The following is a 26,686-nucleotide window of genomic DNA, read 5'->3' on the forward strand; positions in this document are numbered from 1 at the left end:
CCATCGCCACTCATCTCCGGGTCTTCTCCGGGTTTTCTCCGCGTCGCTTTGGGTTCACCGCCGATATCGCGACGTACCGCGACGTACGGCACCCCGGGAGGCCGTGAGACCATGGCCACTATTGACCGGTCATCTGGCCACACTGATAGGTAACTTACGGTTCCGTAGGTAGAATCCGGCCCATGACTGCGTCCGTCCCCGACGCGCCCACGGACTCACCGGCCACCGGCCACAGCTCCGTTGCGCACTCCGCGTCGCACTCGTCCCCGTCGCACCTGTCCCTGCCGCACCCGCATCTGCCGGACGAGATCAAGCCCAAGCTCCGCGGCTGGCTGCACCTCGGCATGTTTCCGGCCGTCCTGGTCTCGGGGCTGGTGCTCACGGCGCTCGCGAGTTCGACCCGCGCCCGCATCGCCTGCGCAATCTTCGCCCTGACGGCCTGCCTCCTGTTCGGGGTGAGCGCGCTCTACCACCGGGGCAACTGGAGCCCGCGCATGGACGGCGTACTGCGCAGACTCGACCACGCGAACATCTTCCTGATCATCGCGGGCACGTACACACCGCTGACGATGCTGCTGCTGCCCGAGGCCAAGGGACAGTGGCTCCTGTGGAGCATCTGGGCCGCGGCGGCGGCGGGCATCATCTTCCGGGTGTTCTGGGTCGGCGCCCCGCGCTGGCTCTACACCCCCTGCTACATCGCGATGGGCTGGGCGGCCGTCTTCTTCCTCCCCGACTTCATGCGGGCAGGCGGAATCGCCGTGCTCGTCCTGGTGGTCGTCGGCGGGCTGCTCTACAGCGCGGGCGGCGTGATCTACGGGATCAAGCGACCCAACCCGTCACCCAGCTGGTTCGGCTTCCACGAGGTCTTCCACTCCCTCACCGTCGGGGCGTTCGTCGTGCACTATGTCGGGATCTCACTGGTGGCCTATCAGCACGGCTGATCGCCCGCCCGTCTCCCGCCACCCCCTTCCCGGGAAGCACTTCGCGCCTTCCCTCTGAACCCCCTCGACCTTCCGGACCGACTCCCCCTCAGTGGCCGTGGCTTCGAAGCCGCGGCCACTTGGCATGTCAGGGCGGCGACGCCCACCACGACGATCCCCAGCACGACAGCCGCGCCGCCGACCAGGAATCCGGCCACGCACAACAACGCCGCCACAAACGCCTGCGCACTAAAACTGCCCCTCACGAGCCCCTCCTCCCCCCTCAGCCTCACAGAACGTAAATCAGCCCTATCTCAGAGTGACATGCCGCACTGACAATGCACCTGCCGCGACAGCACCCGCTCCCTTTTGATTGACAGCTACCATCTTTTGACAGCTACTATCACTTCATGGCCACTACCACTCAGGGCAACGCCGTACAGCACGACCCCCGCCGCTGGTGGGCCCTCGGGGCCCTGGTCGCGAGCATGCTCGTGCTCGGTTTCGACATGACGATCCTCAATGTTGCGCTGCCGACAATGGCCCGTGACCTGGGCGCTTCCACGGGCGAGCAGCAGTGGACGGCCGACGCGTACGTCGTCGTCTTCGCCGCGCTGATGCTCCCCGCCGGCCTGCTCGGCGACCGCTTCGGGCGGCGCCGGATGCTCATCACCGGACTCGGGATCTTCCTGGCCGGCTCGCTCTTCGGCGCCCTCGTCGACGACGTCACGCTCGTCATCGCCGCCCGCGCCGTCATGGGCGTCGGCGGCGCACTCGTGATGCCGCTCGCGATGGCCGTACTGCCGTCCCTGTTCGGGGCCGACGAGCGCGCCAAGGCCGTCGGCGCGGTGTCCGCCGCCTCCGCGCTCGGTCTGCCGCTCGGACCGATCGTCGGCGGCTGGCTCCTGGACCACTTCTGGTGGGGCTCTGTCTTCCTGGTCAACGTGCCCATGGCCGCGCTCGGCATCGCCGCCTGCGTCTTCCTCCTCCCCGAGACCAGTGACCCGGCCTCTCCGAAGGTCGACGCCGTGTCCACCGCGTACACCGCGGCCGGCCTGAGCATCCTGATCTACGCGATCATCGAGGCCCCGCAGCGCGGCTGGGGCGACCCGCTGCTCCTCGCCCTGTTCGCGGTCTCCGCGATCCTGATCACGCTGCTCGTCCTGCGCGAACGCCGCAGCGTCCGCCCGATGCTGGACCTCTCCCTGCTCGCCCAGCGCGCCTTCCTCCTCAACACGCTCGCCGCGACCCTCGTCCTGTTCGTCCTGTCCGGGCTGATGTTCGTGCTGCCCCAGTACCTCCAGGCGGTGCTCGGGTACGACGCGTTCGGCACCGGGGTGCGGATGCTGCCGATGATGGGCGGACTGCTGATCGCCTCACGTGGCGCACCACCGCTCCTGGCGAAGTTCGGGGCGCGCGCGGTGATCAGCGGGGGCCTGGTCGCACTCGCCTTCGCCGCGATCCTCGGCAGTCGTACGTCCGTCGGCGACGGCTACGGGTTCACCGCCCTGTGGCTGTCCATCGCCGGGCTCGGCTTCGGCTTCGCCGTGGTCCCCGCGATGACCGCCGCACTCGGCGCCCTGCCCCGTGACCGCGCCGGCAGCGGCTCCGGGCTCCTCATGACGGTGCGCCAGGTGGGCAGCGCGACAGGAATCGCCCTGCTCGGCTCGCTGCTGGCGAGCGCATACGGCCACCGGCTCGACACCTCCGGCCTGCCGGGCGCCGCCGCGGACTCCGCCTCCGACTCGGTGGTCGGCGCCCATCTCGTCGCCGCCCAGCTCGGCGACCGCGCGCTCGCCGCCTCCGCCGACGCCGCATACGTCCACGGCATGAGCCTGGTCCTGCTGGTCAGCGGCATCGCGGCGCTCGTCACCGCGCTGCTGGCGGCGGCGCTGCTGCCGAACGCCAAGCCGGCCGAGCCCACCGACCGCCCCGCGCCCGGGAAGGACACCGACATGGCCCCGGCCGCCGCCAATGCCAATACCGCCGCCGATGCCGATGCCGGACAATGAGCCCCATGGCCGCCACCGCACACAGCTCCGCCTCCCCCGCGGAGCCCCGGCTCGGACTTCGCGAGCGGAAGAAGCAGAAGACCCGGATCGCGATCCGCAACGCGACGTACCGACTGATCAAGGAACAGGGGTACGACGCCACGACCGTCGAGCAGATCGCGGAGGCGGCCGAGGTGTCCCCGTCCACGGTCTTCCGCTACTTCCCGGCCAAGGAGGACATCGTCCTCACCGACGAGTTCGACCCGATCCTGGAGCAGGAACTGCGGGCGCGGCCCGCCGACGAGCCGTGGATGGACTCCCTGCGCCACATCCTCAGGAAGGCCATCGGCCCCGGGAACACCGAGGACCCCGAGGTGACGCGGCTGCGGACCCACCTGATGGTCCAGGTGCCCGCCGTGCGCTCCCGGATGATGGAGAGCATGTCGGTCACCGGCCGCCTGCTGTGCCGCGTCCTCGCGGAGCGCACCGGCAAGGACCCCGACGGCCTCGAAGTACGCGTCTTGGCGATGTCCCTGATCGGCGGCCTGATGGAGACCTCCATGTACTGGGCCGAGAGCGGTCACGAGGGGGACCTCGCCGACCTCGTCGACCGGGCACTGGACGTCATGGAGAAGGGGCTGACGCCCTGAGGCCCGGGGCAGGGCTCTGTGGGGGCGCGCCCGACACGGGCGCGCCCCCACAGAGTTCGGAGCCGACAAGGGCAACCACGGAGTGGAACTGACGCCCGCTCAGGTATCTACCGCTTCTTCAGGTCCTTCGCCCCGCAGGCCACCCCGTCCTTGCTCGGGTCGAGCTTCAGGGGATCGTCCTTTCCGTTGATCTTCAGGCGCCCGTAGTCGTTCGTCTTCAGCCAGGCGCAGCGTGCGGCCGTGGTGTTCTTCACCTCGTCGGGGAAGACGGTCGGCACGCACACGTTGATCGAGCCGTAGTGCCGGTCGCACCCGGAGATCGTCGGGCTGACCGGCTGCGAGGTCCGCTTCTTGCCGGGCTCGGTGACCGCGCCCTGTAGGGAGTCGGCGAAGGAGTGGACGTGTGCGTCGGCGGTCGACTCGGCGGCCAGTGCCGACGGGCCCTGCAGATGCACCCACTTGGCCACCGACGGCACCCCGTTGGCGTCGACCGCGAAGAGCATGTACCAGCCGGGCGGCGCCAGGTTGGGGTTGCTCGTCACGTTCAGGTCGATGTTGTTGCCGTCGACGGACAACGGGAGGTCCACGAACCGCTGGTTCGGGTCGGAGGAGTGCGTCACCGCGGCAGGGCGGATCAACTCGGCCTTGGCGATGGGCCGGTCGACGGTGATGCGCTGGGTGTCTCCGTACACCCACTCGTTGTCGATCACCGAAGTGATCGTGGGGCGGGTGCCCTTGAGGAGGTACGGCGGGGTGTAGATGGACACGTCGTGGTTCCAGGTGCCGTTACCCGGGTTGTCGCCGGTCGTCATCACCCGGCCGTCGGGCAGCAGGAACGCGGAGGAGTGGTAGCCGCGCTCCTCCGGGTCGGGCGCCACCGGGTCGAACGTCGAGGTCGCCGGGTCGAAGATCGACGACTCGTACACCGGGTTGGCGCGGTTGTGCAGGGCGCCGCCCGTCTCCAACACCTTGCCGTCGGGCAGCAGTACGGCGGAGACGTACATCTTGCCCTGGTTGCCCGTCTCGGCCACCGCACCGGCGCCCAGGTCCACCGTGCCCTGCGGCAGCGGCGGGCCGACGGTGTACGACGGGTTGGCGGTCTTGAGGTCGATGATGTCCGTCAACCGGTTGGCGTCCGGGTTCGAGTCGATGTTGCCGCCGCCGACCGTCAGCACCTTCTGGTCCTGGGCCGGGGGCAGCAACACGCTTGCGGACTGGTCGCGTTCGTCCTTGTTCTGGAGCCCCGGGACCGACGTCACCGTGTTCGCGCCGTAGTCGTAGATCGCCGACCCCGTGCCCGGGGTGCCGTTGCCGAACACATGGCTGCCCGAGTAGAAGAGGCGGCCGTCCTGCATCAGGATCATCGACGGGTACAGCCCCCAGTACGACCAGGTCTGGTTGACCTGCCAGAGCGCCAGCCACTTCTGCTCGTCGTCCGACCAGACTTCGGCGGTCACCGAGCCGGTGGAGTCCTCGCGCAGACCACCGAAGGAGATGATGTCACCGTTGCCGAGCTCGGTCGCCGACGGATACCAGTGGCCGTCGTTCATGTCGTTCGTCTTGCTGTACGTCTCGGTGACCGGGTCGAAGATGTACGAGTCCTTGTACCCCTCGTAGCCGTGCCCGCCCGCGATCGGGAACGCCTTGTTGCCGCTCATCACGAGCACGCGCCCGTCCTGCAACTGCACATGCCCCGAGCAGAACATGTCCTTGGGCGTCGGGGTCGTCTTGTACGTGCCGGCCACCGGGTCGTAGACCGCGCTGGTGAACGTGCCCGCGTTGAACTGCTCCTCGCTGTTGCCGGAGCCCGCGATCAACAGCACCTTGCCGTTGTTGAGGACGACGGAGTGCATGGAGCGGACCGGGTTCTGCGTGGGCAGCACGTCCCACTTGCCGTTGGCGCACTGCTCGGCGGTGCCGGTGCAGGTGGCCGGCGGGAGCGTGTCGGCGACCTGTTCCATCGTGTAGTCGTCGGTGGTCGCGGAGCCGGTGCCGTAGACGGAGACGCCCCAGGTGATGCGGTCGGTACCCGCGGGGACCGCAGGAGTACGGGCCGTGGCCTGGGTCCAACTCCCCTGCATCTCCAGCGTCTTCAGGTCGGACCAGTACTGCCAGCCCGCCGTCACGTCGTGCCGGAAGAGCGTGAGCGAGGTGTCCGGGGTCGTCGACTTGTACCAGAGACCCAGGTCGTACTGCTTGCCCGGAGTGACCGGCGGCGCACAGGTGGCGGACTCGGTGATCAGCGCCTTGCGGTCACCGTCGACCCGGCGGGTCAGCTCGACCTTCATGGCCTTGGTGCCCGAGTGGGCGCCGGCCACCGTGGAGAAGGTGAAGTCGTTGTCGCCCCAGCCCGACTTCTCCCAGCAGTACGGCATGCCGTCCGTGCCGGCCGTCTCGAAGCCCGGGTTGGTGACGAGGTTGGCGGCGGAGGCGGGCTGCGGCGAGATGAGCAGCAGGCCGGCGGCGAGGCCTGCGATCGCCAGGAGCGAGGTTCTCCTCCGTGGTCGTACGGTGTGTCTCACGCGGCTCTCCTTGCTGTGTGGCTGCTGCTCCCGCCCGCGAGCTCATTGCTGCGGCGCGGCAGATAGACCAGCGCTTCGGTTCCGACGAAACGCAGGACGAAGGTCGTCACCAGGGCCAGCGCGGTGGCGGGGAGTGCGCCCATCCCGAAGTGGCTCACGAACAGGGCGATCAGCGGGATGCGCAGCACCAGATCGGCGTTGGCGATCAGGGCGAACCGGCCCACGCGGTCCCACCAGTGGCGGTGCTTGCGGCGCTCGCGGAACAGGAGATGCTCGATGAGCAGGAAGTTCCAGGCGACCCCGAGCTGGTTGGCGAGGATCTCCGCCGGCAGGTAGTGCATGCCGATGACGGTGAGGGCGTACAGGCCCAGCAGGTTCGGTACGAAGCCGGTGGCGCCGATCAGGCCGAAGACCACCATGCGCGCGACGGGCGAGGCGGTGCGCAGCCCGACCAGATGGCGCAGGAAGCGGAAACCCTCCTGCGCGGTCGACTTGGACTCGCCCGCGAACCGGTCCTGGAAGACGAACGGCACCTCGGTGACCTCGCGGGGGCGGCTGCGCACCGCGAGTTCGAGGAGGATCTTGTAGCCGAGCGGCTGGAGGATATCGGCGGTGACCGCGCTGCGGCGGATCGCGAAGAAGCCGCTCATCGGGTCGCTGATGCCGTGCAGTTTGCGCGGGAAGAGCGTCTTGGTCAGCCAGGTCGCGCCGCGCGAGACGGCGATGCGGTAGCCGCCCGCGAGTCCTTCGCGGCTGCCGCCCTTGATGTAGCGCGAGGCGACGACGAGTCCCGCCGAGGAGCGCTCACCGGTGGCGACCAACTCCGGTACCAGCGACGGCGGATGCTGCAGATCGCCGTCCATGACGACGATCCAGTCGGAGGTCGCCGCCTTCAGTCCCTCGACGACCGCGCCGCCGAGCCCGCCCACGGGTTCGGCGCGGTGCAGCACGGTGACGGGGAACGGGCAGTCCTGCGCGGCCTCCCGGATCACCTCGGGGGTGTTGTCCGTGGAGTCGTCCACGAAGACGACCTCGCAGGGCAGCCGCGCGGGCACCGACTCGGTGATCTGGTGCAGCAACTCCCCGATGTTCGCTGCCTCGTTGAACGTCGGTACGACGATGGTGACGGCGCCGGGTTCAGGCACCGCTCTTTCGGGCTCGGTTCGTCTCCGGGGCGCTCCAGCCGGTGTCGAGAGCGCGATCGTGCTCAATCCTTCGGGCCTCCGCGCGTTCGCACTCTCGACACCGGCGCGCCCCTTCGGCTCACTCGCGGGCGCGGCGCGTACGGCGGGATCGCCCAGTTCATCGGGGACAGTGCTCTCGAAGCTGCTCATCGACTGCCTCCGTCGGTCGCTGTGGTGGTACTGCCCGTGCTGCCTTCGATTCGCCGGATCTCGATCCGGTCCTCGCCCTTGCCGAAGGTGGCGACGGGCGTCGAATGCTCCATCGCGGCCTTGACGTTGGGCAGGTCGACCGCGTCGCGCCGTACGGTCGGGGAGGCGACGACGTAGTCGATGTCGCGCCAGCCGTGCGGCATCGTCTTGGTCACCGCGGGGTCGAGGTCCGCCTTGTAGAACCAGATGACGCCGAGCCCCGGCTTGTAGCCGGCGTGCACGAGGTCCAGCCAGAGCGCGTCGTCGACCAGGACCCGCGTCTTCCCGGGGTTGTCGACCTCGGTGCTGAGCCACGAAGAGGCCGCCCGGTAGGGGGCGTTGGCGTCGAGAGTGACGGCGGTGCGGTTACCGTCGTACCAACGCGGTACGACGTAGGCGGCGGCGCCCGCCACGAGCAGGACCGCCGTCACCCGCCGTCCCCACAGGACGTACCGCTTCTCGTCCTCGCGGCGCCCTCTGCGCAGCACCGCGTGGGCGACGCTGGCGGTGCCGCCGGCGAGGACGAGCGCGAGGAACGGCAGGGCCTGGATGACGTACATCGCGGGCAGATAGCCGCTCGGGCGCATGGCCACCAGGGCGAGGATCGCCACGGTGAGCGCGGGTCCGGCCAGCGCGCGGGCCGTCACCGACCAGCGCCAGGTGACCAGGAGCAGCAGCGCTCCGGCTAGGCCGCCGAGGGGCAGCACGCGGTCGTAGTAAAGCCAGGACTGCAGAACGCCGTACGAGCCGGTACCCGAGTCGAGGATGAAGCCCGAACCGGGGCGGCTCATCTGGTACTTGATGCCGTCCCAGAGCGAGACATGGCCGGCCCCGGCGAACAACTCGCCCTTGAGCAGGGCGAAGAGCGGGTACGACAGGCCGATCAGGACGCAGGCGGTGATGGCTCCGGTGAGCGCGAACTTCCGGGTGTCGCGGTGGCCGTGCCGCCACATGGTGACCAGGAGCGCGGGCAGGATGACGAGCATCGTCTCCTTGGTGAGCACGGCCGCCGCGGCCGCGATGCCCGCACCGAAGTGGTGCCAGAGGTGGCGGTTCGGGGAGGCCGCGAGGCAGAACGCGAGCAGCGTCCACATCACCGCGATGTTGTCCAGGAAGATCTCGCGCTGGAGGACCACCGACAGCGGCGAGAGCCCGAAGAGCACCATCGCGAGCCCGGCCGCCCACCGGGGCAGCGAGAGACGGCGCGCGAGGACGTAGACGAGGATCGCGCTGATGGCGCTGACCAGGAGCATCGCGACGCGCATCGAGCCGACCGTCATCAGCCCGGGGCTGATCTGGGCGGGTATCCAGGTCAGTGCGGCTATCTGGATCCACCCGAGCGGCGGGTGGTCGTACCAGTACGTGTAGTGGGCCAGGCCGGTGCCCTCCTGCACGGCCCAGGCCTGGGCGAGGTAGGTGCCCTCGTCATCGCTGAGGGTCGGGTAGTCGGCGATGTTCCAGCCCTGCACGAGCATGATCGCCACGAGGAGCGCGAGGCACAGCAGCAGATCGGGGCGCGAGCTGCGAAACCGCAGCGGCGGACGGGGATCGGGGACGTTTTTGGACGCAGGGGGCCGCTGCGCGGGGACCGTGGAGGTGGCCACCGCGGGAAGGGTGGAGGTCACGCGGGAATGTCCTCTCGGGACTCTCGAGCTACCGGACTACCGGACTACCGAACGGGCGAAGTCGCGATCTCACGAACTGGCGATCTCCTGAACTGACGATCTCGCGAACTAGCGGGCCACTTCGACTTCGGTAAGGTGCGCGCCGACATGGCTGGTCAACTCCCAGTCGTTGCGCCCCCGTTGCTCGCGCCAGACGGCACGAACGGCGGCGCCGGCCAGCAGCACCTGGTAGAAGGGGCCACCGACGATCAGCTTCAGGTAGTGGACAAAGCGGACGCGAAGCCCGTACTGCTTGCCGAAGTCGTGCAGACCGACAAGCTCGAAGACAAAGGTGACCAGCGCGGTCACGGCCGGCAGGAACGTGATGAACGCGACGCCCACCGGCACGTCCAGGAAGAGCGCGATGGCCACGTTGAGCGGAATGACCACGCCGGAGACCGCCTGGAGGTACGGCGTCATGAGGGTGTACCGGGCCAGCAACCGCTGCCCGAATCCCGGAAGTTGCTTCCAGTCCTTCTTGCGGTAGACCTGAAGGAAGCCCTGGTTCCACCGGGTGCGCTGCTTCATCAGCGACATCAGGGTGCTCGGGGTCTCCTCCCGGGTCACCATGTCGGAGTCGTAGGCGACGACGACCTTCTTGCCGATGCTGGACAGTCGCACACCCAGGTCGCAGTCCTCGGCGAGGCAGTCGGGATCCCAGCCGTCCGCCTCCCGGAGCACGTTCGTCCGTACGAAGACGGTGTTGCCGCCGAGCGGGATGAACCCCTTCTGCGCGTGCAGATGGAGCCTGGACCTGAACCAGAAGAAGTACTCCAGGCAGTTGCGCAGGCTGTACCAGCTGGAGTTGAAGTTGATGAGCTGTACGCCGCCCTGGACGACGTCCGCACCCGTCGTACGGAACGCGTGGTCCACGTGGGCGAGGAGCTCCGGGTGGACCTGGTCCTCGGCGTCGAAGACTCCGACGACATCGCCGCGGCAGTGCGGCAACGCCGTGTTCATGGCCCTCGGCTTGTTCTTCTTCTCATGATGGTCGACGACGACCCGGACGCGCGGGTCGCGTGCCTCGGCGCTGCGGGCCACCTCGGTGGTCTCCGGGTCGTCGTGCCCGACGATGACGATGATCTCGAAGTCGTCGTGGCTCGACTCCAGCAGCCGCTGGATGGTGTGGTCGAGTACGGCCTGCTCGTGCCGAGCGGGCAGCAGCAGCGAGAACGACAGGCCGTCGCCGCCGTCGGGACTGCTGAATCGGGTGGAAGCGAGCACCTCGGGCGTACGCCACGCGTGCATCTGCCACCACAAGGTGAAGGCTGCCATCCAGAACAAGGCCAGCGAAACGGCAGCGATAAAGACAGACGTGAGCAACAGATCCCCCCAGATCCCCAAAAGCCCCCTGTCGCGACAGGGAGTCTCGCTCCTGCCGCGTCAACGTGCAGAGACTATGGGGGAACTGTGAAGCCGGAAAGCTCATCAGATAAATAGAGTGTTTCGGAATCCTCCGTCGAGTAAGGGCAAGTACCCGGACGTATCCCGCTACGTCGGAGGTTTACGGTCCCTGTAGCCCCATGTCAGACGGCATTTCCGCCTCCCACGGCCTCGCGCAGCCGCTGAACATCGGAGGTCGGAGCATCGCAGGTGAAGTTACGGCAAACATAAGCGGAGGGCTCACCGTTGACCAACGGACGGTCAGCGAGCAGCGGAAGTTCGTCACTGTCCGCAGTGCCGACGGCGACGACGGCGCCCGGCGCGGTGCCCAGGAGCGCCGCCCGATGCAGTTCCCGGGTCGCGGGATCCTCCGTCGGACCCACCACGGCGATCTCCCGCGGCCCGTCGAGCAGCGCCTCCGCCGCGGCCAGCCCCCAGCCGACGAAGCGCGGCACACGCGGCCCGAGCGCCTTCACGACCCCCAACGCCCGCTCCGCCGCGGTCCGATGGGGCTCCGCCCCGGTCTGCGCCGCATACGAGAGCAGCGCGCCGGCCGCCGCGTTCCACCCCGAGGGTGTCGCGTTGTCGGTGGGATCCTGCGGACGCCGAATGAGCCGCTCGGCGTCGGCGGCCGTGTCGTACAGGGCGCCCGACTCGGAGTCCGTGAACTGTACGAGCACATGGTCGAGCAGGAACCCGGCGAACTCCAGCCACACCCCCTCACCGGTGACCCCCGCCAGCGCCAGGAACCCCTCGGCGACATCCGCGTAGTCCTCCAGCACTCCTGCGTTCGCCCCGACTTGGCCGTCCTTGCTGGTACGGGCCAGCCGCGCCCGGTCGTCCATGTGCAGCCGTACGAGGAGGTCGGCGGCGCCGATCGCGGCCTCCACGAGGTCGGGGCGTTCGAAGTAGGCGCCGGTCTCCGCGAGGGCGGCGACGGCGAGCCCGTTCCAGGCGGCGACGACCTTGTCGTCCCGGCCGGGGGCGGGGCGCTCCGCGCGGGCGGCGAGCAACCTGCCACGGATCCCGTCGATCTTCTCGGCGTCGAAGACACCTTCGTGCTGCGGAAGTTGGAGAACGGAAGCCCCCTCCTCGAAGGTGCCCTCCTCGGTCACCCCGAAGTAGTCGGCGGCGAGTTCGGCGTCCGCACCGAGGACTTCCCCGAACTGCTCGGGCGTCCACACGTAGTACGCCCCCTCGACATGCTTCCCGTTCCCGTCGTCGCTGTCGGCGTCGAGCGCGGAGGCGAACCCGCCTTCGTTCGTGCGCAGTTCACGCACCATGAAGTCGGCGGTCTCCAGGGCGACGCGACGCGCGAGATCGGAACCGGTGGAGCGCCAGAGGTGCGCATACACCCGGCACAGCAGCGCGTTGTCGTACAACATCTTCTCGAAGTGCGGCACAACCCACTCGCGGTCGACGGAGTACCGCGCGAACCCGCCACCGAGCTGGTCGTAGATCCCGCCCCGCGCCATCCGCTCACCCGTGTCGGCGGCCATCTGGAGCGCGCCCTCGGATCCGGTCCGCGCATGATGCCGCAGCAGGAACTCGATCACCATGGACGACGGGAACTTGGGCGCCCCGCCGAATCCGCCGTACTGCGCGTCGTACTCCCGGGTGAGCCCGAGCAGCGCCCCGGCGAGCTCCTCCTCCCCCGGAACCGACGCGTCCCCGTAACTCAGCTCCCGCCCGGCGAGATCCCGCACGATCTTCTCCGCGACCTCGGTCACCTCACCGCGCCGCTCGGTCCAGGCACTGTGCACACCCTCCAGGACCTGCCGGAAGGCCGGCATGCCGTGGCGGGGCGTGGGCGGGAAGTAGGTCCCGAAGTAGAAGGGCTCGGCGTCGGCGGTCAGGAACACGGTCATGGGCCAGCCGCCCTGACCGGTGGCGGCCTGCACGGCCTCCATATAGACGGCGTCGACGTCCGGCCGCTCTTCGCGGTCGACCTTGACACTCACGAAGTGCTCGTTCAGATACGCGGCCGTCGCCTCGTCCTCGAAGGACTCGTGAGCCATCACATGGCACCAGTGGCAGCTGGAATAGCCGACGCTCAGCAGTACCGGCACATTCCGCTTGCGCGCCTCGTCGAAGGCCTCGGCCGACCAGGGCCACCAGTCGACGGGATTGTCGGCGTGCTGGAGAAGGTAGGGGGACGTCTCGTGGGCCAGTCGGTTCGGCATACCTCCATCCTCGCGCACCACACCCCTCATCGCCGCGCAGGCACCGTGCTGATCCACGGATCAGCGCAGCCACCGTGATGATCCGTGCGCACCCTCGCGCGGACGCCCCATACGCAGGACACTTGGCGGCGACAGATGTTGCCGCCGGAGGGGGACGTGACATGCGGGACAGCCACCGGGCGGATGCCGAGCGGCTGTTGGCCCGGGCCGTGGAGGAAGAGGTACGGCGGTCGGGGGGACGCACCGACGGGGGCGTGCTTCTTTCGCGGGCCCGGGGTGCGCTGGAGGCGATGGGAAAGACGGCGGCCGAGGAGTACGGGGCGTACACGGGAGCGCTCGACGAGGCGGCGGCGGGACGGCTGACGTTCGGGCAGCGGTACGCCCGTGACGGCGCCGGAACTCCTTTGCTGGTGGCGGTCGTTGCGGCGGTCGCAGCCGTCGCGGCGGACCTGGCGCTCGGTACGGGCGCGGGGACGGCGTTCGGTGCGGGGGCGACGGTGGGCGTGGTGGGCGCGGCGGCCACCGTGGTCAAGGTGACGGCCTCGCATCTGCCGGCGGCGAGCCGCCGGGCCGGGGCACTGGGGCAGCCGGGCGGCGCCGAGCAGTTGCGTCTGCAGTGGCTGACGGCCTTGGAGGTACGCGGGATCCGGCCCTTCCTCGACCAGCAGCGCGTGCTCAACGCCTCCACGGGCACGAAGCAGGGCGGGCCCCAGCTGCGCCGCACCGACAAGAGCGCGGCGGCACGGCGACGCAGTGTTCTGGAGCAGTCCTTCGGTCAACTGCCCGACCTGGAAGGCCCGTTCACGGGTCGTCGCGCCGAGCTGTCGCGGGTCGCCCAGTGGGTGCACGCGGCGCGCGCGAGCACGGAGACGAAGCCGACGGTGGTGGTGCTGTACGGCGTGCCCGGCTCCGGCCGCAGCACGCTCGCGATCCGGGCGGCACACGCCCTGAAGGACCAGTTCCGGGGCGCGTGCGTGGTGGACCTGCGCGGCGACAACCCCGAGGAGTCGCCGCTCACGACACGGGACGCGCTGCTCCATCTGCTGAATCGTCTCGGCGCACCGCGCGAACAGCTCCTCTTCCGCGAGCGTTCCTCGCAGAACCAGCAGGACCAGCAGGTCAGGCGGCTGACCGAGCTGTACCACCAGCACCTGACGGGCCTGCCGGTGACGATCGTGCTGGACGACGCCAGTGACGCCGAACAGGTCCGCATCCTGGTCCCCGAGCGCTCGGACAGCCTGGTCCTGGTCACCGCCCGCAAACCCCTCGACCTGCCCGCCGACCTCGCCGCCTGGGTGCACCAGCTCCCGGTCGAGGCGCTGGAGGCAGCGGGCGCCGAGGAACTGCTGAACGCCGCGGCACAGGACAAGTCGGGCCCCTACGACGCCGAATCCTCCGAGCGCGTAAGGGAGTTGTGCGGCGGTCTGCCGCTGGCCCTGCGCATCGCGGGCTCCTCGCTCGGCCCCCGGACACCCCGCCAACTGGCCTCGGACCTGGCGGCGTACGGCCCGGTCGAACCGGTCGAGCGCGTCCTGTGGCTGCGCTACACGGACCAGACGGACACAGCGCGCCGGCTCCTGCGCCGCCTCGCCCTCGCGGGCCGCGCCTCGCTCGGCGCGGTCGCGGCCGCCTCCCTCCTCGCCACCGACGAGCCGGAGGCCACCCGCCATCTGACCGCGCTCTCCCGGGCGGGCCTCATCGACCACGTCCGCGGCAGCCGCTACCGCCTGCACGACCTCGTCCGCACCTTCGCGCAGGCCCGCCTCCTGGACGAGGAGGAACCGGCCGAGCGTACGGCGGCCCAGGAACGCCTGATCGTGAACTACGCGGAGCTCGCGGACTCCGTGATCCGGCTGGTCGACGGCAAGACGTCCACACGAGCGGACCGGTTCGGCCCGCACGGCTTCACCTCTCTCGACGCGGCCCTGCGCTGGCTGGACGACGAGTCGAGCTTCATCACAGCGGCCCTGCGGAACGCGGAGGGCGTGGACCAGGCGGCCGTACTCCATCTCCTGGGCGCCCTCTGCGACTACTGCCTGCTGCGCGGCGACCTCTACCGCCTGGGCGAGATCAGCGAGTTGACGCAGGCCGTCGACCAGGGCCTCCTGGTCCGCTCGGTCCAGTGGCGTACGGGCATCGCGGCCCGCCAGCTGGGCGAGCTGGACAAGGCCCGTACGACACTCTCCTCGGTCGTCGACCTCTACTTCGAGGCCCACCACGACGCGGGCGCCGCCCTGGCCCTGTGCTCCCTCGGCATCACCCTCCACCACCAGGGCAACCTCACCGAGGCCGCGGCCAAGCTCCAGGAGGCCATGGACCTCCAGGCCTCTCCCGAGCTGGCGGGGGACCGCGCCTGGACGATGCACGCGCTGGCCGGCGTGGAGCGCGACCGCTCCCGGCTCGCCGTGGCCCAGGACCTGCTCACCCAGGCCCTGGTCCTGCACCGCGAGAGCGAGTCCGTGCACGGCGAGGCCTGGGCGCACTTCCACCTCGGCCAACTGGGCCTGCGGATGGGCGACGTACCGCGCGCGGAACGCGAGCTGCGCGAGGCCCTCGACCTGTACGGCCGCACCCGCGACCCCCGCGGCGAGGCCTGGGCGCTGACCCAGCTGGCCCGCGCCCGCCTCGTCGCCGGCGACCCGTCCCCCGCGGTCGACGGCCTGCGCCAGGCGGCCTCCCGGCACCGCGACAACGAGGACGCGCGCGGCGAGGCGTGGACGCTGTACTACCTGGGCCAGGCCCTGGAGGAGACCGGCAACCTGGACCAGGCGGTGCGCGAACTGGAGCACTCCCGCACGATGTTCTCCCGCATGCGCGACGTGTACGGACTGGCCTGCGCCCGCCACCACTCCGCCCGCGTCACCCGCGACCAACGGGCAGGCCAGACAGGCTCGTTGCGCAACTCCGGCTTCGCCCGCCAGCTCCTCGTCGACGCCCGTGCCGACTTCCAGCGCATCGGCGTCGCGCACGGCGAGGCGTGGACGTGCCTGGAGCTGGCCGTGGTCGACGGCGGCAACGCCCGTACCCAACAGGCGCTGAAACTCTGCGACGAGGCCATCACCCTCTTCACCTCCTACGGCGACCGCCGCGGCGAGGACTGGGCCCGCTTCCTGCGCTGCACCCTGCTCCCCTTCGCCGCCCCCGGCGGCTCCGAGATCGGCACCGCCGTCGCCCAGGAGGAACTCAGCCGCCTCTCCCGCACCGGCCACGCGACCCGGGACACAAAACTCGACGACTACGTCGAGGCGTACCAGCTCCTCCTGGAGCGAGGCGTAAGCCTCGAAACCGGCTGGCAGGCCTGGCGCCTACAGATGGTGCCCAAGCGGCACGCCCGGGATGTGATGGGGGTGACGGTGGGCGCGGGGCGGGGGTGACGGCGGCGGCGGGACCCGACTCACGCCGACAAGACCGGCACCGTTCCGACTCACGCCACCGAGCCCCGCGCGGCACACGGGACTCACCGCCGAACACCGCGCGTAACCGGCGTACGCCCGATAAGCACCTCACGGACCCGCTGAGCCCCCCGCTCCCGGACCGACCGACCGACTCCGTACGGCACCACGGCTGCACCGGAAGCGCACGCCGACGGGCACCTCGTCGTACGTCCGTGCGCCGACAAACACCGCACGGACCCACCGGCCCCGCGCGCCCCCGCGCCCGCTGACGGCTCAGCCACCGCCGGCGCTCACCGGCCACGCCACAGGGAGGCGTGGCGGCTCACCGCGGGTCACGTCTCCCGGCCTGCGCCGGTCAGATCAGCCCTTCTCGGCCTTCGCAGGTGAGGCCTTCGCGGGTGAGGTCTTCGCGGGCGAGGTCTTCGCGGGCGAGGTTTCCCCGGCTGAGGCGTCCGGGCCGCCGGGCGCCTCCCCGGAGCCACCCCCGCCCCCCTTGCCGGAGGCACCCGCTTCGAAGGTGTCGTTGACCTTCCCCATGTGCCGGTTCATGGACTTCATCAGTGCCCACACCGCCAGGGCCATCGCCGCGAAGACGATGAAGCCGAGGACGCCGGGGGTGACCTTGTTCTCGTCGACCTCCTTGGCGAGGGGGACGAGGTGCGTCAGTGCCAGGCTTGCGCTCATGTCAGGCATTGTCGCGGATGCCCGCAAAGAGGTCGTCCTCGGGGAGGGAGGTATCGACGAGGGACTTCACGAGCTCGTACTCCTCGGTCGGCCAGACCTCCTTCTGGAGGTCCAACGGGACCTTGAACCAGCCGCCGTCGGGGTCGATCTGCGTGGCGTGCGCGATCAGCGCCTTGTCGCGGATCTCGTAGAACTCGGCGCACGGAACGTGCGTGGTCAGCGTGCGCTCGGCGCGCTCGAACTCCGACCACCGCTTCAGCCAGTCCCCGTACGGGGACTCCATGCCACGCTCAAGGAGGGCGTTGTGCAGCGCCTCGGTGCGCGGACGGTTGAAGCCCTGGTTGTAGTAGAGCTTCTGCGGCTGGAACGCCGGACCGAACTCCGACTCCGGGTACTTCTCGGCGTCCGCCGCCGCCTCGAACGCCACCATCGAGATCTTGTGGGTCATGATGTGGTCGGGGTGCGGGTAACCGCCGTTCTCGTCGTACGTGGTGATCACCTGCGGACGGAAGGCGCGGATCTGCCTCACCAGCTCGCCGGCGGCCTTGTCGACGTCCTCCAGCGCGAAGCAGCCCTCGGGGAGCGGCGGCAGCGGGTCGCCCTCGGGCAGGCCCGAGTCGACGAAGCCGAGCCACTCCTGCTTGATGCCGAGGATCTCGCGCGCCTCGTCCATCTCCTTCTTGCGTACCTCGTGGATGTGCTCCTCGATGTACTTGTCACCCTGAAGCTTCGGATTGAGGATGGAGCCGCGCTCGCCGCCCGTGCAGGTCACGACCAGCACGTCCACCCCCTCGGACACGTACTTCGCCATGGTGGCGGCGCCCTTGCTCGACTCGTCGTCGGGGTGGGCGTGCACGGCCATCAGTCGCAGCTGGTCAGTCAAGACTCAATCCTCAGTAAGTCGGCCAGTCGGCAAGTCGGCGCCCGGCGTGAATCAGCTCGATGGGCGGCTTCTATAGTGACGGAATCGGGGGGCGAATAATTCCGGGGCCCGGCCCCTGGGCCTCCTGGACCCATGCCGCCGCCCCCGCCGAGAGGACGACCATGAGTACGGCGAGCACGCAGCTGCCCGAGGGCCGGTACGGCCGCTCCGCGGACGAGCGCGCCGACCGGAAACTCAAGGTCGTCGGCGGTGTGCTGGGCGGGATCCTGCTCGTGCTCATCGGCTGGTACGGGTACGACCACATCGCCGGGACCAAGATCAGCGCCGAGGTGATCACGTTCAGCGCCTCGGACACCGAGGTCGAGGTGCACCTGGAAGTACGCAAGGACGCGGACGCCCACGGCTACTGCACGCTGCGCTCACAGGCCGCGGACGGCGCCGAGGTGGGCCGCGCGGACTTCCGCTTCGACCAGGACGCGTCCCGCATCGACAAGGTCCTCACCCTGCGCACGACCGCCAAGGGCACCACCGCGGAGCTGCTGGGCTGCTACGACGACTGACATCACCCCCAGCACTTACGTGCTGACCTGCGTTGACGTAATTCTGATGTCTTATGTCCTCCCCCTTCAGCCGCTGAATTGTTAGGCTCGTGGTTTCGCCCACCTGTGAAGGAACATTCTTCTGGGTAGGGCGATGCTTTGTATTTCCAGTACCTACGAGGAGCACCTGTGACCCAGACCAGCGAGAACGTCACCTGGCTGACCCAGGAGGCGTACAACCAGCTCAAGGCCGAGCTGGAGTATTTGTCTGGTCCCGCGCGCTCGGAGATCGCCACCAAGATCGCGGCGGCGCGCGAGGAGGGCGACCTGCGGGAGAACGGCGGGTACCACGCGGCCAAGGAGGAGCAGGGCAAGCAGGAGCTCCGTGTGCGCCAGCTGACCCAGCTCCTGGAGAAGGCCAAGGTCGGCGAGGCCCCGGCGGCGGACGGTGTGGTCGCGCCCGGCATGGTCGTCACCATCGCCTTCGACGGCGACGAGGACGACACCCTGGACTTCCTGCTGGCATCGCGCGAGTACGCGAGCGCCGACATCGAGACGTACTCGCCGCAGTCCCCGCTGGGCTCCGGCGTGAGCGGCAAGAAGGTCGGCGAGGACGCCCAGTACGAGCTGCCGAACGGAAAGCTCGCCTCGGTGAAGATCCTCAAGTCCGTGCCCTACCAGGGCTGAGCCGAGAATCAACCGGGCGAGCCCTACCAGGGCCGACCCGAGGACCCACCCGGAGTCCGGGACCCCATACGTCCAGGGCCCACCCGTGTCCAGGACGGCGTCCAGCACCCCACGTACTCCGACGATGCCCCCGGCTGCGCGCCGGGGGCATCGTCACGCCTGGAGCAATGCCCGGATCAATGCCCGAGTCAATGCCTGGGTCACGCGGTGGCCGACCGGTACTTGCGCACGGCGAGCGTCCTGAAGATCAGGACGATCAGCACCGAGTAGATCAGCGAGGCCCAGACCGCGTGCTGCATGGGCCAGGCGTCCGACTGTGAGACGCCCGGATTGCCGAAGAGCTCACGCGAGGCCTGCACGGTGGCGCTGAACGGGTTCCAGTCCGCGATGTGCCGCAGCCAGGGCGTCATGTTGCTGGAGTCCACGAAGGCGTTCGAGATGAACGTGACCGGGAAGAGCCAGATGAGTCCACCGGAGGTGGCCGCCTCCGGGGTGCGTACGGAGAGGCCGATGAGCGCGCCGATCCAGGTGAACGCGTACCCGGCCAGGAGCAGCAGGCCGAAGGCGCCGAGCACCTTGCCGGCGTTGGTGTCGGTGTCCGACCCGACCCGCCAGCCGACCAGCAGGGCGACGATCGCCAGGACCAGCAGGGTGAACGCGGTCTGCACGAGGTCGGCGAGCGTGCGCCCGGTCAGCACCGCGCCACGCGCCATGGGCAGCGAGCGGAAGCGGTCGATGAGGCCCTTGTGCATGTCCTCGGCGATGCCCGCACCTGCGCCCGCGGTGGCGAAGGTGACGGTCTGCGCGAAGATGCCGGCCATCAGGAAGTTCCGGTAGTCGGTGGAGCTGGTGCTGCCGCCGATCTGCATGGAGCCGCCGAAGACATAGCTGAACAGCACCACGAACATGATCGGCTGGATCAGCCCGAAGATCACCACCTCGGGGATCCTGGACATTCTGATCAGGTTGCGTCGGGCGATGACCAGCGAGTCGCGGATGGACTGACCGACGGGGTTGGTGGGCGCCGTGACCTGCACGGCGTCGGTGACGGCACTCACTTCGCGTCCTCCTTCTTGCGCTTGCGGCCCTTGGTGGCCTTGTCGCCCTTGCTGTCGGCCGCCGCGTCGCCCTCTTCCTTCTCCTCGGCCAGGTGGCCCGTGAGGGAGATGAAGACGTCGTCCAGGGTGGGGCGGCGCAGGCCGATGTCGTCGATCTCGATGCCGCGGGTGTCCAGCTCGCGGATGACCTCGGCGAGGAGCTTCGCGCCGCCGGTGACGGGCACCGTGAGCTTGCGGGTGTGCTCCTCGACCGTGGTCTCGCCCTTGCCGAAGCCGCGCAGCACCTCGGACGCCGTCTCGATGTGCTCGCGCTCGTGCACGACCACCTCGACGCGCTCGCCGCCGGTCTGCGCCTTGAGCTGGTCGGCGGTGCCGCGGGCGATGACGCGGCCGTGGTCGACCACGCAGATGTCGTGCGCGAGGTGGTCGGCCTCTTCCAGATACTGGGTGGTCAGCAGCAGCGTCGTACCGTCGGAGACCAGCTGCTTGATGACCTCCCACAGCTGCTGGCGGTTGCGCGGGTCGAGACCGGTCGTCGGCTCGTCCATGAACATCACCGGAGGCGAGACGACCAGCGCGGCCGCCAGGTCGAGCCGACGGCGCATACCGCCCGAGTACGTCTTCGCGGTGCGGTCGGCGGCGTCAGTGAGGTTGAACTGCTCCAGCAGCTCTTCCGCCCGGACCTTCGCGGCCTTCGCCTTCATCTGGTAGAGCTGGCCGACCATCTGGAGGTTCTCGCGGCCGGTCAGATACTCGTCGACCGCGGCGAACTGGCCGGACAGGCCGACCCGGCGGCGCACCGCGTCGGGGTTCTTGAGCACGTCGATGCCCGCGACGACCGCCTTGCCGCTGTCGGGGCGCAACAGGGTCGTCAGACAGCGGACGGCGGTCGTCTTGCCCGCGCCGTTCGGCCCGAGCAGGCCCAGCACGGTGCCCTCCGGGACATCGAGATCGACGCCGTCCAGAGCCCTTACGTCGCCGAAGGTCTTCACCAGGCCTTCGGCATAGATGGCGCCTGGCATGTGGGGTCTCCCAAGTGGTCGGGGAATTACTAGGAAAGGGCTTGCCTTTTGCTGTTTTGTCCCGCCGGCGTTCAAAAAGGGTTGGACCGCCCGGACAGACCTGTGGTGGCATGTGTGGCGAGAGACACACAGTAACGCGATGTATCGCGTTACTCAACGGATTTTTCCACCTCGCTCTGACAATGGCCCTGACCTGGAGAGATACCCGCAGATGCGCTCAGCGGACCGCAGCGGGCCTCAGCTCGATGACCGTGTAACCGGCCCCGCGCAGCGCCTGGTGCACCTCGGCGCAGTGCTCGGGCCCCTTCGTCTCCAGGTGCAGCTCGACCTCCACCTCCGTGAGCCCGAGCCGGGGATCGGTCCGTACGTGGCTCACATCGAGGACGTTAGCGTCGGCCACTGACAACACCCCGAGAAGAGTGGCCAGGGCGCCGGGACGGTCCGTCAGACGCAGGGTGACCGCCAGGTAGCGGCCGCTCGCCGCCATGCCGTGCCGCAGGATGCGCTGCATCAGCAGCGGGTCCACATTGCCGCCCGAGAGCAGCGCCACGACCGGGCCCTCGAAGGCGCCCGGATCGGCCAGCAGCGCGGCGACAGGGCTGGCGCCCGCCGGTTCGACGACCAGCTTGGCCCGCTCCAGGCAGAGCAGCAGCGCGCTGGACAGATGGTTCTCGGTCACCGTGACGACCTCGTCCACCAGGTCGCCGATGATCCGGAACGGCACATCGCCCGGCCGCCCGACCTTGATGCCGTCGGCCATCGTCGCCGGGTTCTCTATCGACAGCGGGCGTCCGGCCGCCAGCGAGGGCGGATACGCGGCCGCGCCCGCCGCCTGCACGCCGACGATCCGCACGTCGGGGCGCAGCGCCTTCACCGCGATCGCGATGCCCGCGGCGAGGCCTCCGCCGCCGATCCCGACGACGATCGTGCGCACCTCGGGGCACTGTTCCAGGATCTCCAGGCCGACCGTGCCCTGCCCCGCGATGATGTCCGGGTGGTCGAAGGGGTGGATGAACACGGCCCCTGTCCGCTCCGCGTACTCCTGCGCGGCGGCCAGCGTCTCGTCCACCACCTGCCCGTGCAGTCGCACCTCGGCGCCGTAGTCGCGCGTGGCCGCGATCTTCGGCAGCGGCGCCCCGGTGGGCATGAAGACCGTGGACCGCACACCGAGGAGCGAGGAGGCCAGCGCGACACCCTGGGCGTGGTTTCCGGCACTCGCGGCGACGACACCCGCGGCGCGCTCCTCGGGAAGCAGACCCGCGATCCGCACGTACGCGCCACGCAGTTTGAACGAGCCCGTGCGCTGGAGGTTCTCGCACTTGAGGTGCACGGGCGCGCCCACCAGCTGGGACAGATACCTGCTGCCCTCCATCGCGGTCATCCGCGCCACACCGGTGAGCATCTTCTGCGCACCGCGTACGTCGTCGAGAGTCACGCTGGGCAAGGGGTCAGCCGTGCTGTAGCTCATGACGACCAGTCTCGCAGTTCACACGGGCCTCCTCCCGGTGTGACCACGCTCCGAGACTGGTTTACGCAGCGTCGGTACGGCCCGCCCCCCGGCCGCGTACCCTGTCCCCCAACCCAGCTCCCACGCATGAATTGAGCCCCCGGCCATGCCCACAACACCAGAGATGTCGATGGACATGACGACCGTCGGTGACACCGGTCTCCTCGACACACTGCAGCACGAGGTCGCGGTATTCGCGCGCCGTGCCGAACAGACCCGGCTCGGCGGAGTGGGGCAGGTGCGGAACTCCATGGACCGCGCCGCCTACCTGCTGCTCAACCGCCTCGACAAGGAAGGCCCGATGGGCGTCAAGGCGCTCGCCGCGAGCATGGGGATCGACTCCTCGACAGTCACCCGGCAGGTGGCCCCGCTGGTCGACACCGGACTCGTCAAGCGCACGTCGCACCCCGAGGACGGGCGCGCGGTGGTGCTTCAGCTCTCGCCGCGCGGCCAGTCCCGCCTGGACGAAGTGCGCTCCTCCAGGCGTCAGTTGATGGCCGAGCTGACACACGACTGGGCACCGGAGGAGCGCGACGCGTTCTGCACGCTCCTGACGCGCTTCAACAGCGCGCTCTCGGCCCGCCAGGCCGCCCAGGGCGTGCCGGTGGACGAGTCGCAGCCGACTTCCTGAGCGAGCGGGACAGCGGCCGGGTCGGGCGTTCAGATCCCTCAATCCGTAAATCCCTCAATCCCTCGGGCGCCTGTACACGCGCGCGCGTGCGCGAGGCTGGCCTCCCGTCCACGCGCGCGTGGATCGTTGTCGTGCCCCACGCGCGCGTGGATCGTTTCGTGCCCCACGCGCGCGTGCATGTGCGCCGGGCTCTTGACCGGAAGGCCACACCCGGTCTCATATGAGATCGGGCCTCTGTCGTACGCGGTGCGGCATACGCGGTGCGGCATACGCGGTGCGGCATCTCGTACGCGGCCGGGGCCCCGTTTCCCTCAGGGTCGTCCTCGGGCGGGAGGCGTGGTGCGAGATCGGCAGGCGTCCCAAGGCGCCCGCCGGGCCCGGGAGTTCGAAGCGTTCGTCGCGGGCGCGGCAGGGCGGCTGCTGCATGCCGCCACGCTGCTCACGGCGGAGCCCGCGAACGCCAACCCGCGCGCGCGGCGCCTGCTGACATCCGCCCTGGCCCAGACGTACGCCTCCTGGGACCGCCTGCGCGGCGAGGACCCGTACGACCACGCCCGCCAGCACCTGGCCGACCGCTTCGCGCACGGCGCCTGGCACCAGCACGGGAGCCTCGGCCGGGCCCGCCCGTCACCGGACAGCGTGCTGGCCCTCCTGACGCCCCAGGAGCGGCTGATCGTGGTCCTCAGGCTGTACGAAGGGGTCGCCGAGGAGCAGACGGCGGCGCTGCTGGGACTGCCCACGGAACGGGTAGGGGCGATCTGCGCCCGCGCGATGGCGACCCTGCTGCACCCGCCGCGTGGCCCGGCCCCGGCCCTGGCGAAAGCGGTGCCGTCATGAGCCTTCGCGATCGCGAGGCGGCCGTACGCCGGCTGCTGGAGCAGACGCCGCCCCCGGTGCCGCCCGAACTGCACGCGGACGTCGTACGTCGCGGGGGCCGCATCCTGCGCCGCAGGACGGCGGCCCGCCGCCTGATGTGGCTGCTGCTGTTCGCCGCGGCGGTCGCGTTCGTCGTCTGGGCGATCATGGCACAGCCCTGGGTGGAGCCGCCGTCGGAGACGACTCCACCGCTGACCGGCTGGTGACCCAGGTCCGACGGGCCGGCGACCCAGGTCCTAGGCCCTGTCGTCACCTTCCCGTCTGCCTCGCGACGACAGGACCTAGCCGAGCGCCTGCTGAAGGTCCTGAAGCAGGTCGTCGACGTTCTCGATGCCTACGGAGAGGCGTACGAGGTCGGCGGGGACCTCAAGGGCGGAGCCGGCGACGGACGCGTGCGTCATGCGCCCCGGGTGCTCGATCAGGGACTCGACACCGCCCAGGGACTCGCCGAGCGTGAACACCTTGGCACGGTTGCAGACCTCGACGGCCGCCTCCTCTCCGCCCGCGACCTGGAAGGAGACCATGCCGCCGAAACCCCTCATCTGCTTGGCGGCGATCTCGTGACCGGGGTGCTCCGGGAGGCCCGGGTACAGAACACGTGTCACGCGCGCGTTCCGGGTGAGCATCTCGGCGACTTTGCCGGCGTTCTCGCTGTGCCGGTCCATGCGGACGGGGAGCGTCTTGGCGCCGCGCAGTACCAGCCAGGAGTCGAAGGGCCCGGCGACCGCACCCATCGCGTTCTGGTGGTACGCCAGCTCCTCGCCCAGCGTCTGGTCACCGACGACCAGCGCGCCGCCGACGACGTCCGAGTGGCCGCCCATGTACTTGGTCAGCGAGTGCACGACGACGTCCGCGCCGAGCGCCAGCGGCTGCTGGAGGTAGGGGGTCGCGAAGGTGTTGTCGACGACCAGCCTGGCGCCCGCGTCGCGTGCGATCTGCGCGACGACGGCGATGTCCGTGATGCCGAGGAGCGGGTTGGAGGGGGTCTCCACCCAGATGACCTTGGTCTTGGGGGTGACGGCCGCCCGCACGGACGCGGGGTCGCTGGTGTCGGCGACCGACCATTCCACCCCCCACTTGGAAACGACCTTCGCGAACAGGCGGAACGTGCCGCCGTACGCGTCGTTGGGGATCACCACGTGGTCGCCGGGGCTGAGCAGCGTACGCAACAGGCAGTCCTCGGCCGCCAGTCCGGACGCGAACGCAAGGCCGCGACGACCGCCCTCCAGGGCGGCGAGGTTCTCTTCCAGGGCGGTCCTGGTGGGGTTGGCGCTGCGGCTGTACTCGTAGCCGCCGCGGAGCCCGCCGACGCCGTCCTGCTTGTAGGTCGAGACCTGGTAGATCGGCGGGACGACCGCACCCGTGAGGGGATCGGCGGTGTTGCCCGCGTGGATCGCGAGGGTCTCGAAGTGCTGACTGATGTGCCTGTCGCTCATGCGTCCCGAGGGTAATGCGCTCGCGGGGCTTATGGCGTCCCGTCCCGGTGGAGCGGAGGGGCGAGCGGCTTTCCGGACCGCCGGTACGTCGACCGAGTTGGCCAATTGTCCGACCCGTCTGGTTCGCTTGAGGCATGGAGATTCTCTGGGTCCTGATGGCGCTGGCCATGTTCAGTCTGGTCCTGCTGCCGGTGTTGAGGCGCAGGCGTGCCGGTATACAGCTGGTCTCGCCGGGCGACCCGGACGCCGCGGACCCGGCGAACTACGGGTTCCTGCTCCAGGAGGAGCTGGACATCCGCATGCCGGGCCCCGACCGGGACCTGCTGGACGTGCTGGACCTGGTGCAGCGCACGCAGGACTACCGCTCCGCCTCACAGCTGCTCGCGGGCACGGAGACAGAGGGTGAGCGGCGCTGGCAGCGGGTGCAGGCCTTCGCGGGCGCCGCGTCGCTGGAGCTGCGGCAGCGCCCCGGTGGAGTCAGCGAGACTCCCGGCGGGCAGTGGCTGCGGGTGTGGCGGGCCGAGAAGCCCAAGGACGCGGGCGGCGCGGCGGTGCACGCGGAGTTCCTGGTGCAGCAGGCGTGGCGTACGTCGACGCCGGGGACGGACGAGTTCCGGATCATCATGGAGGAGGCGAGGTCGGCGTGCGACGAGGCCGCGCTGCTGTCCCCCGGTGACCCGATCCCGTACATCATCGAGCTGTCGGTGGCCCGCGGACTCGCCTACTCCCAGCCGGAGTTCGAGAAGCTCTGGCTGAAGATCCTGGACCGCGCGCCCGCCCACATGGGAGCGCATCTCGCGGCCCTGCACTACTGGTGCGAGAAGTGGCACGGCTCGCGCGAGATGTCGTACTCGTTCGCGGAGGCGGCGGCAGCGCGCGCCCCACAAGGGTCCTTGCTGGCCGCCATGCCCCTCTTCGCGGTCTTCGAGCACCTCCCCGAGGTCAATCTGATCCGCAGCTTCTACCAGAGCGAGGTCGTGACAAAGGCCGTCCACGGCGCCCTCTACGCGGTGCACGCGGCCCGCCCCGACGACCCGATGCTCGCCCACGTCCGCCACCTCCTGGTCTTCTTCCTCGTCCGCGGCGAGCGCTGGGCGGAGGCCATGAACCAACTGGTGCACATCGACGGCCACGTCGGCGCCCTGCCCTGGACCCTCACGTCCGACCCTGCGGCGGACTACGCGGTGTACCGGGCCCTGGCGGTGGCGGGGTACGAGGCGAACGGGGGGAGCCCGGCGACGCTGCCGCACTGAGACCGCAGGCCGACACAGTGTGCGGCGGC

At 69.7% G+C, this 26,686-nt stretch carries 21 protein-coding genes; 10 read left to right on the forward strand and 11 right to left on the reverse strand.

The window, feature by feature from the left end:
• The first annotated feature begins 182 nt into the window (after positions 1–182).
• From ACIPC1_RS09125 to ACIPC1_RS09135, 3 genes are all read left to right on the forward strand, one after another.
• A complete protein-coding gene (locus ACIPC1_RS09125) occupies positions 183–941 on the forward strand; it encodes a hemolysin III family protein (protein ID WP_402514692.1) in 759 nt (252 codons plus the stop codon).
• Between the two features lie 389 nt (positions 942–1,330).
• Entirely contained in the window at positions 1,331–2,932 is a 1,602-nt protein-coding gene (locus ACIPC1_RS09130) for an MFS transporter (protein WP_402514695.1), read from the forward strand.
• Positions 2,929–3,561 carry a TetR/AcrR family transcriptional regulator gene (locus ACIPC1_RS09135; protein ID WP_402514697.1) on the forward strand — a complete coding sequence of 211 codons (633 nt, stop codon included), beginning with the start codon at positions 2,929–2,931 and terminating at the stop codon, positions 3,559–3,561. Before ACIPC1_RS09130 ends, ACIPC1_RS09135 begins: the two co-directional genes overlap by 4 nt.
• Positions 3,562–3,668: 107 nt before the next feature.
• On the opposite strand, the gene ACIPC1_RS09140 is transcribed toward ACIPC1_RS09135, so the two are convergent.
• From ACIPC1_RS09140 to ACIPC1_RS09160, 5 genes are all read right to left on the reverse strand, one after another.
• Positions 3,669–5,936, reverse strand: a complete 2,268-nt coding sequence (locus ACIPC1_RS09140; RefSeq protein WP_402514886.1) for a galactose oxidase-like domain-containing protein — start codon at positions 5,934–5,936, stop codon at positions 3,669–3,671.
• A 143-nt stretch (positions 5,937–6,079) separates the two neighbouring features.
• Positions 6,080–7,417 (reverse strand): glycosyltransferase, encoded by a 1,338-nt coding sequence (locus ACIPC1_RS09145; RefSeq protein WP_402514700.1) that lies wholly within the window; start codon positions 7,415–7,417, stop codon positions 6,080–6,082.
• Positions 7,414–9,081, reverse strand: a complete 1,668-nt coding sequence (locus ACIPC1_RS09150; RefSeq protein ID WP_402514703.1) for an ArnT family glycosyltransferase — start codon at positions 9,079–9,081, stop codon at positions 7,414–7,416. The genes ACIPC1_RS09145 and ACIPC1_RS09150 overlap by 4 nt, the downstream gene beginning before the upstream one ends.
• A gap of 108 nt (positions 9,082–9,189) precedes the next feature.
• Complete coding sequence (locus ACIPC1_RS09155) at positions 9,190–10,443, reverse strand: glycosyltransferase (protein WP_402514705.1); 1,254 nt, start codon at positions 10,441–10,443, stop codon at positions 9,190–9,192.
• Between the two features lie 203 nt (positions 10,444–10,646).
• Positions 10,647–12,686: a thioredoxin domain-containing protein gene (locus tag ACIPC1_RS09160; protein WP_402514708.1), complete on the reverse strand. Its 2,040-nt coding sequence runs from the start codon at positions 12,684–12,686 to the stop codon at positions 10,647–10,649.
• 161 nt (positions 12,687–12,847) lie between these two features.
• Here ACIPC1_RS09160 and ACIPC1_RS09165 point away from each other — a divergent pair, with 161 nt between their 5' ends.
• Positions 12,848–16,060, forward strand: a complete 3,213-nt coding sequence (locus ACIPC1_RS09165) for a tetratricopeptide repeat protein (protein WP_402514710.1) — start codon at positions 12,848–12,850, stop codon at positions 16,058–16,060.
• A 381-nt stretch (positions 16,061–16,441) separates the two neighbouring features.
• On the opposite strand, the gene ACIPC1_RS09170 is transcribed toward ACIPC1_RS09165, so the two are convergent.
• Positions 16,442–16,765: a hypothetical protein gene (locus ACIPC1_RS09170; RefSeq protein ID WP_402514712.1), complete on the reverse strand. Its 324-nt coding sequence runs from the start codon at positions 16,763–16,765 to the stop codon at positions 16,442–16,444.
• Position 16,766: 1 nt separating this feature from the next.
• A complete protein-coding gene (mca, locus tag ACIPC1_RS09175; RefSeq protein WP_402514715.1) occupies positions 16,767–17,648 on the reverse strand; it encodes a mycothiol conjugate amidase Mca in 882 nt (293 codons plus the stop codon).
• 161 nt (positions 17,649–17,809) lie between these two features.
• On the opposite strand from mca, the gene ACIPC1_RS09180 reads away from it, so the two are divergent.
• Complete coding sequence (locus ACIPC1_RS09180) at positions 17,810–18,208, forward strand: DUF4307 domain-containing protein (RefSeq protein ID WP_402514718.1); 399 nt, start codon at positions 17,810–17,812, stop codon at positions 18,206–18,208.
• 168 nt (positions 18,209–18,376) lie between these two features.
• A complete protein-coding gene (gene greA, locus ACIPC1_RS09185) occupies positions 18,377–18,874 on the forward strand; it encodes a transcription elongation factor GreA (protein ID WP_402514721.1) in 498 nt (165 codons plus the stop codon).
• Between the two features lie 200 nt (positions 18,875–19,074).
• On the opposite strand, the gene ACIPC1_RS09190 is transcribed toward greA, so the two are convergent.
• The 3 genes from ACIPC1_RS09190 to ilvA form a co-directional block, all read right to left on the reverse strand.
• On the reverse strand, positions 19,075–19,932 hold the full coding sequence (locus ACIPC1_RS09190) for an ABC transporter permease (protein ID WP_402514723.1): 858 nt from the start codon (positions 19,930–19,932) through the stop codon (positions 19,075–19,077).
• A complete protein-coding gene (locus ACIPC1_RS09195; RefSeq protein ID WP_402514725.1) occupies positions 19,929–20,954 on the reverse strand; it encodes an ATP-binding cassette domain-containing protein in 1,026 nt (341 codons plus the stop codon). Before ACIPC1_RS09195 ends, ACIPC1_RS09190 begins: the two co-directional genes overlap by 4 nt.
• Positions 20,955–21,171: 217 nt before the next feature.
• Entirely contained in the window at positions 21,172–22,422 is a 1,251-nt protein-coding gene (gene ilvA / locus ACIPC1_RS09200; RefSeq protein WP_384386204.1) for a threonine ammonia-lyase, read from the reverse strand.
• A 163-nt stretch (positions 22,423–22,585) separates the two neighbouring features.
• On the opposite strand from ilvA, the gene ACIPC1_RS09205 reads away from it, so the two are divergent.
• The 3 genes from ACIPC1_RS09205 (at position 22,586) to ACIPC1_RS09215 (ending at position 24,174) form a co-directional block, all read left to right on the forward strand.
• Positions 22,586–23,092 (forward strand): MarR family winged helix-turn-helix transcriptional regulator, encoded by a 507-nt coding sequence (locus ACIPC1_RS09205; protein WP_402514889.1) that lies wholly within the window; start codon positions 22,586–22,588, stop codon positions 23,090–23,092.
• A gap of 339 nt (positions 23,093–23,431) precedes the next feature.
• Positions 23,432–23,929 (forward strand): sigma factor-like helix-turn-helix DNA-binding protein, encoded by a 498-nt coding sequence (locus tag ACIPC1_RS09210; RefSeq protein WP_402514728.1) that lies wholly within the window; start codon positions 23,432–23,434, stop codon positions 23,927–23,929.
• On the forward strand, positions 23,926–24,174 hold the full coding sequence (locus tag ACIPC1_RS09215) for a hypothetical protein (RefSeq protein ID WP_402514731.1): 249 nt from the start codon (positions 23,926–23,928) through the stop codon (positions 24,172–24,174). The genes ACIPC1_RS09210 and ACIPC1_RS09215 overlap by 4 nt, the downstream gene beginning before the upstream one ends.
• A 75-nt stretch (positions 24,175–24,249) precedes the next feature.
• On the opposite strand, the gene ACIPC1_RS09220 is transcribed toward ACIPC1_RS09215, so the two are convergent.
• The gene (locus tag ACIPC1_RS09220) at positions 24,250–25,404 is read right to left on the reverse strand and encodes a cystathionine gamma-synthase (protein ID WP_402514734.1); all 1,155 of its coding nucleotides are present in this window, start codon (positions 25,402–25,404) and stop codon (positions 24,250–24,252) included.
• A gap of 134 nt (positions 25,405–25,538) precedes the next feature.
• On the opposite strand from ACIPC1_RS09220, the gene ACIPC1_RS09225 reads away from it, so the two are divergent.
• Complete coding sequence (locus ACIPC1_RS09225) at positions 25,539–26,657, forward strand: hypothetical protein (protein ID WP_402514737.1); 1,119 nt, start codon at positions 25,539–25,541, stop codon at positions 26,655–26,657.
• Positions 26,658–26,686: the final 29 nt, after the last annotated feature.

Origin of the sequence: Streptomyces sp. NPDC087263, from assembly GCF_044744645.1 — a bacterium.
Taxonomy (GTDB): domain Bacteria; phylum Actinomycetota; class Actinomycetes; order Streptomycetales; family Streptomycetaceae; genus Streptomyces.

Excerpts from the sequence above, each read along its gene's own strand:
- ACIPC1_RS09125 (WP_402514692.1), top strand. The coding sequence starts at position 183 with ATGACTGCGTCCGTCCCCGACGCGCCCACGGACTCACCGGCCACCGGC.
- ACIPC1_RS09130 (WP_402514695.1), top strand. The coding sequence starts at position 1,331 with ATGGCCACTACCACTCAGGGCAACGCCGTACAGCACGACCCCCGCCGC.
- ACIPC1_RS09135 (WP_402514697.1), top strand. The coding sequence starts at position 2,929 with ATGAGCCCCATGGCCGCCACCGCACACAGCTCCGCCTCCCCCGCGGAG.
- ACIPC1_RS09140 (WP_402514886.1), bottom strand. The coding sequence starts at position 5,936 with ATGCCGTACTGCTGGGAGAAGTCGGGCTGGGGCGACAACGACTTCACC.
- ACIPC1_RS09145 (WP_402514700.1), bottom strand. The coding sequence starts at position 7,417 with ATGAGCAGCTTCGAGAGCACTGTCCCCGATGAACTGGGCGATCCCGCC.
- ACIPC1_RS09160 (WP_402514708.1), bottom strand. The coding sequence starts at position 12,686 with ATGCCGAACCGACTGGCCCACGAGACGTCCCCCTACCTTCTCCAGCAC.
- ACIPC1_RS09165 (WP_402514710.1), top strand. The coding sequence starts at position 12,848 with ATGCGGGACAGCCACCGGGCGGATGCCGAGCGGCTGTTGGCCCGGGCC.
- ACIPC1_RS09170 (WP_402514712.1), bottom strand. The coding sequence starts at position 16,765 with ATGAGCGCAAGCCTGGCACTGACGCACCTCGTCCCCCTCGCCAAGGAG.
- ACIPC1_RS09180 (WP_402514718.1), top strand. The coding sequence starts at position 17,810 with ATGAGTACGGCGAGCACGCAGCTGCCCGAGGGCCGGTACGGCCGCTCC.
- ACIPC1_RS09195 (WP_402514725.1), bottom strand. The coding sequence starts at position 20,954 with ATGCCAGGCGCCATCTATGCCGAAGGCCTGGTGAAGACCTTCGGCGAC.
- ilvA (WP_384386204.1), bottom strand. The coding sequence starts at position 22,422 with ATGAGCTACAGCACGGCTGACCCCTTGCCCAGCGTGACTCTCGACGAC.
- ACIPC1_RS09205 (WP_402514889.1), top strand. The coding sequence starts at position 22,586 with ATGTCGATGGACATGACGACCGTCGGTGACACCGGTCTCCTCGACACA.
- ACIPC1_RS09215 (WP_402514731.1), top strand. The coding sequence starts at position 23,926 with ATGAGCCTTCGCGATCGCGAGGCGGCCGTACGCCGGCTGCTGGAGCAG.
- ACIPC1_RS09220 (WP_402514734.1), bottom strand. The coding sequence starts at position 25,404 with ATGAGCGACAGGCACATCAGTCAGCACTTCGAGACCCTCGCGATCCAC.
- ACIPC1_RS09225 (WP_402514737.1), top strand. The coding sequence starts at position 25,539 with ATGGAGATTCTCTGGGTCCTGATGGCGCTGGCCATGTTCAGTCTGGTC.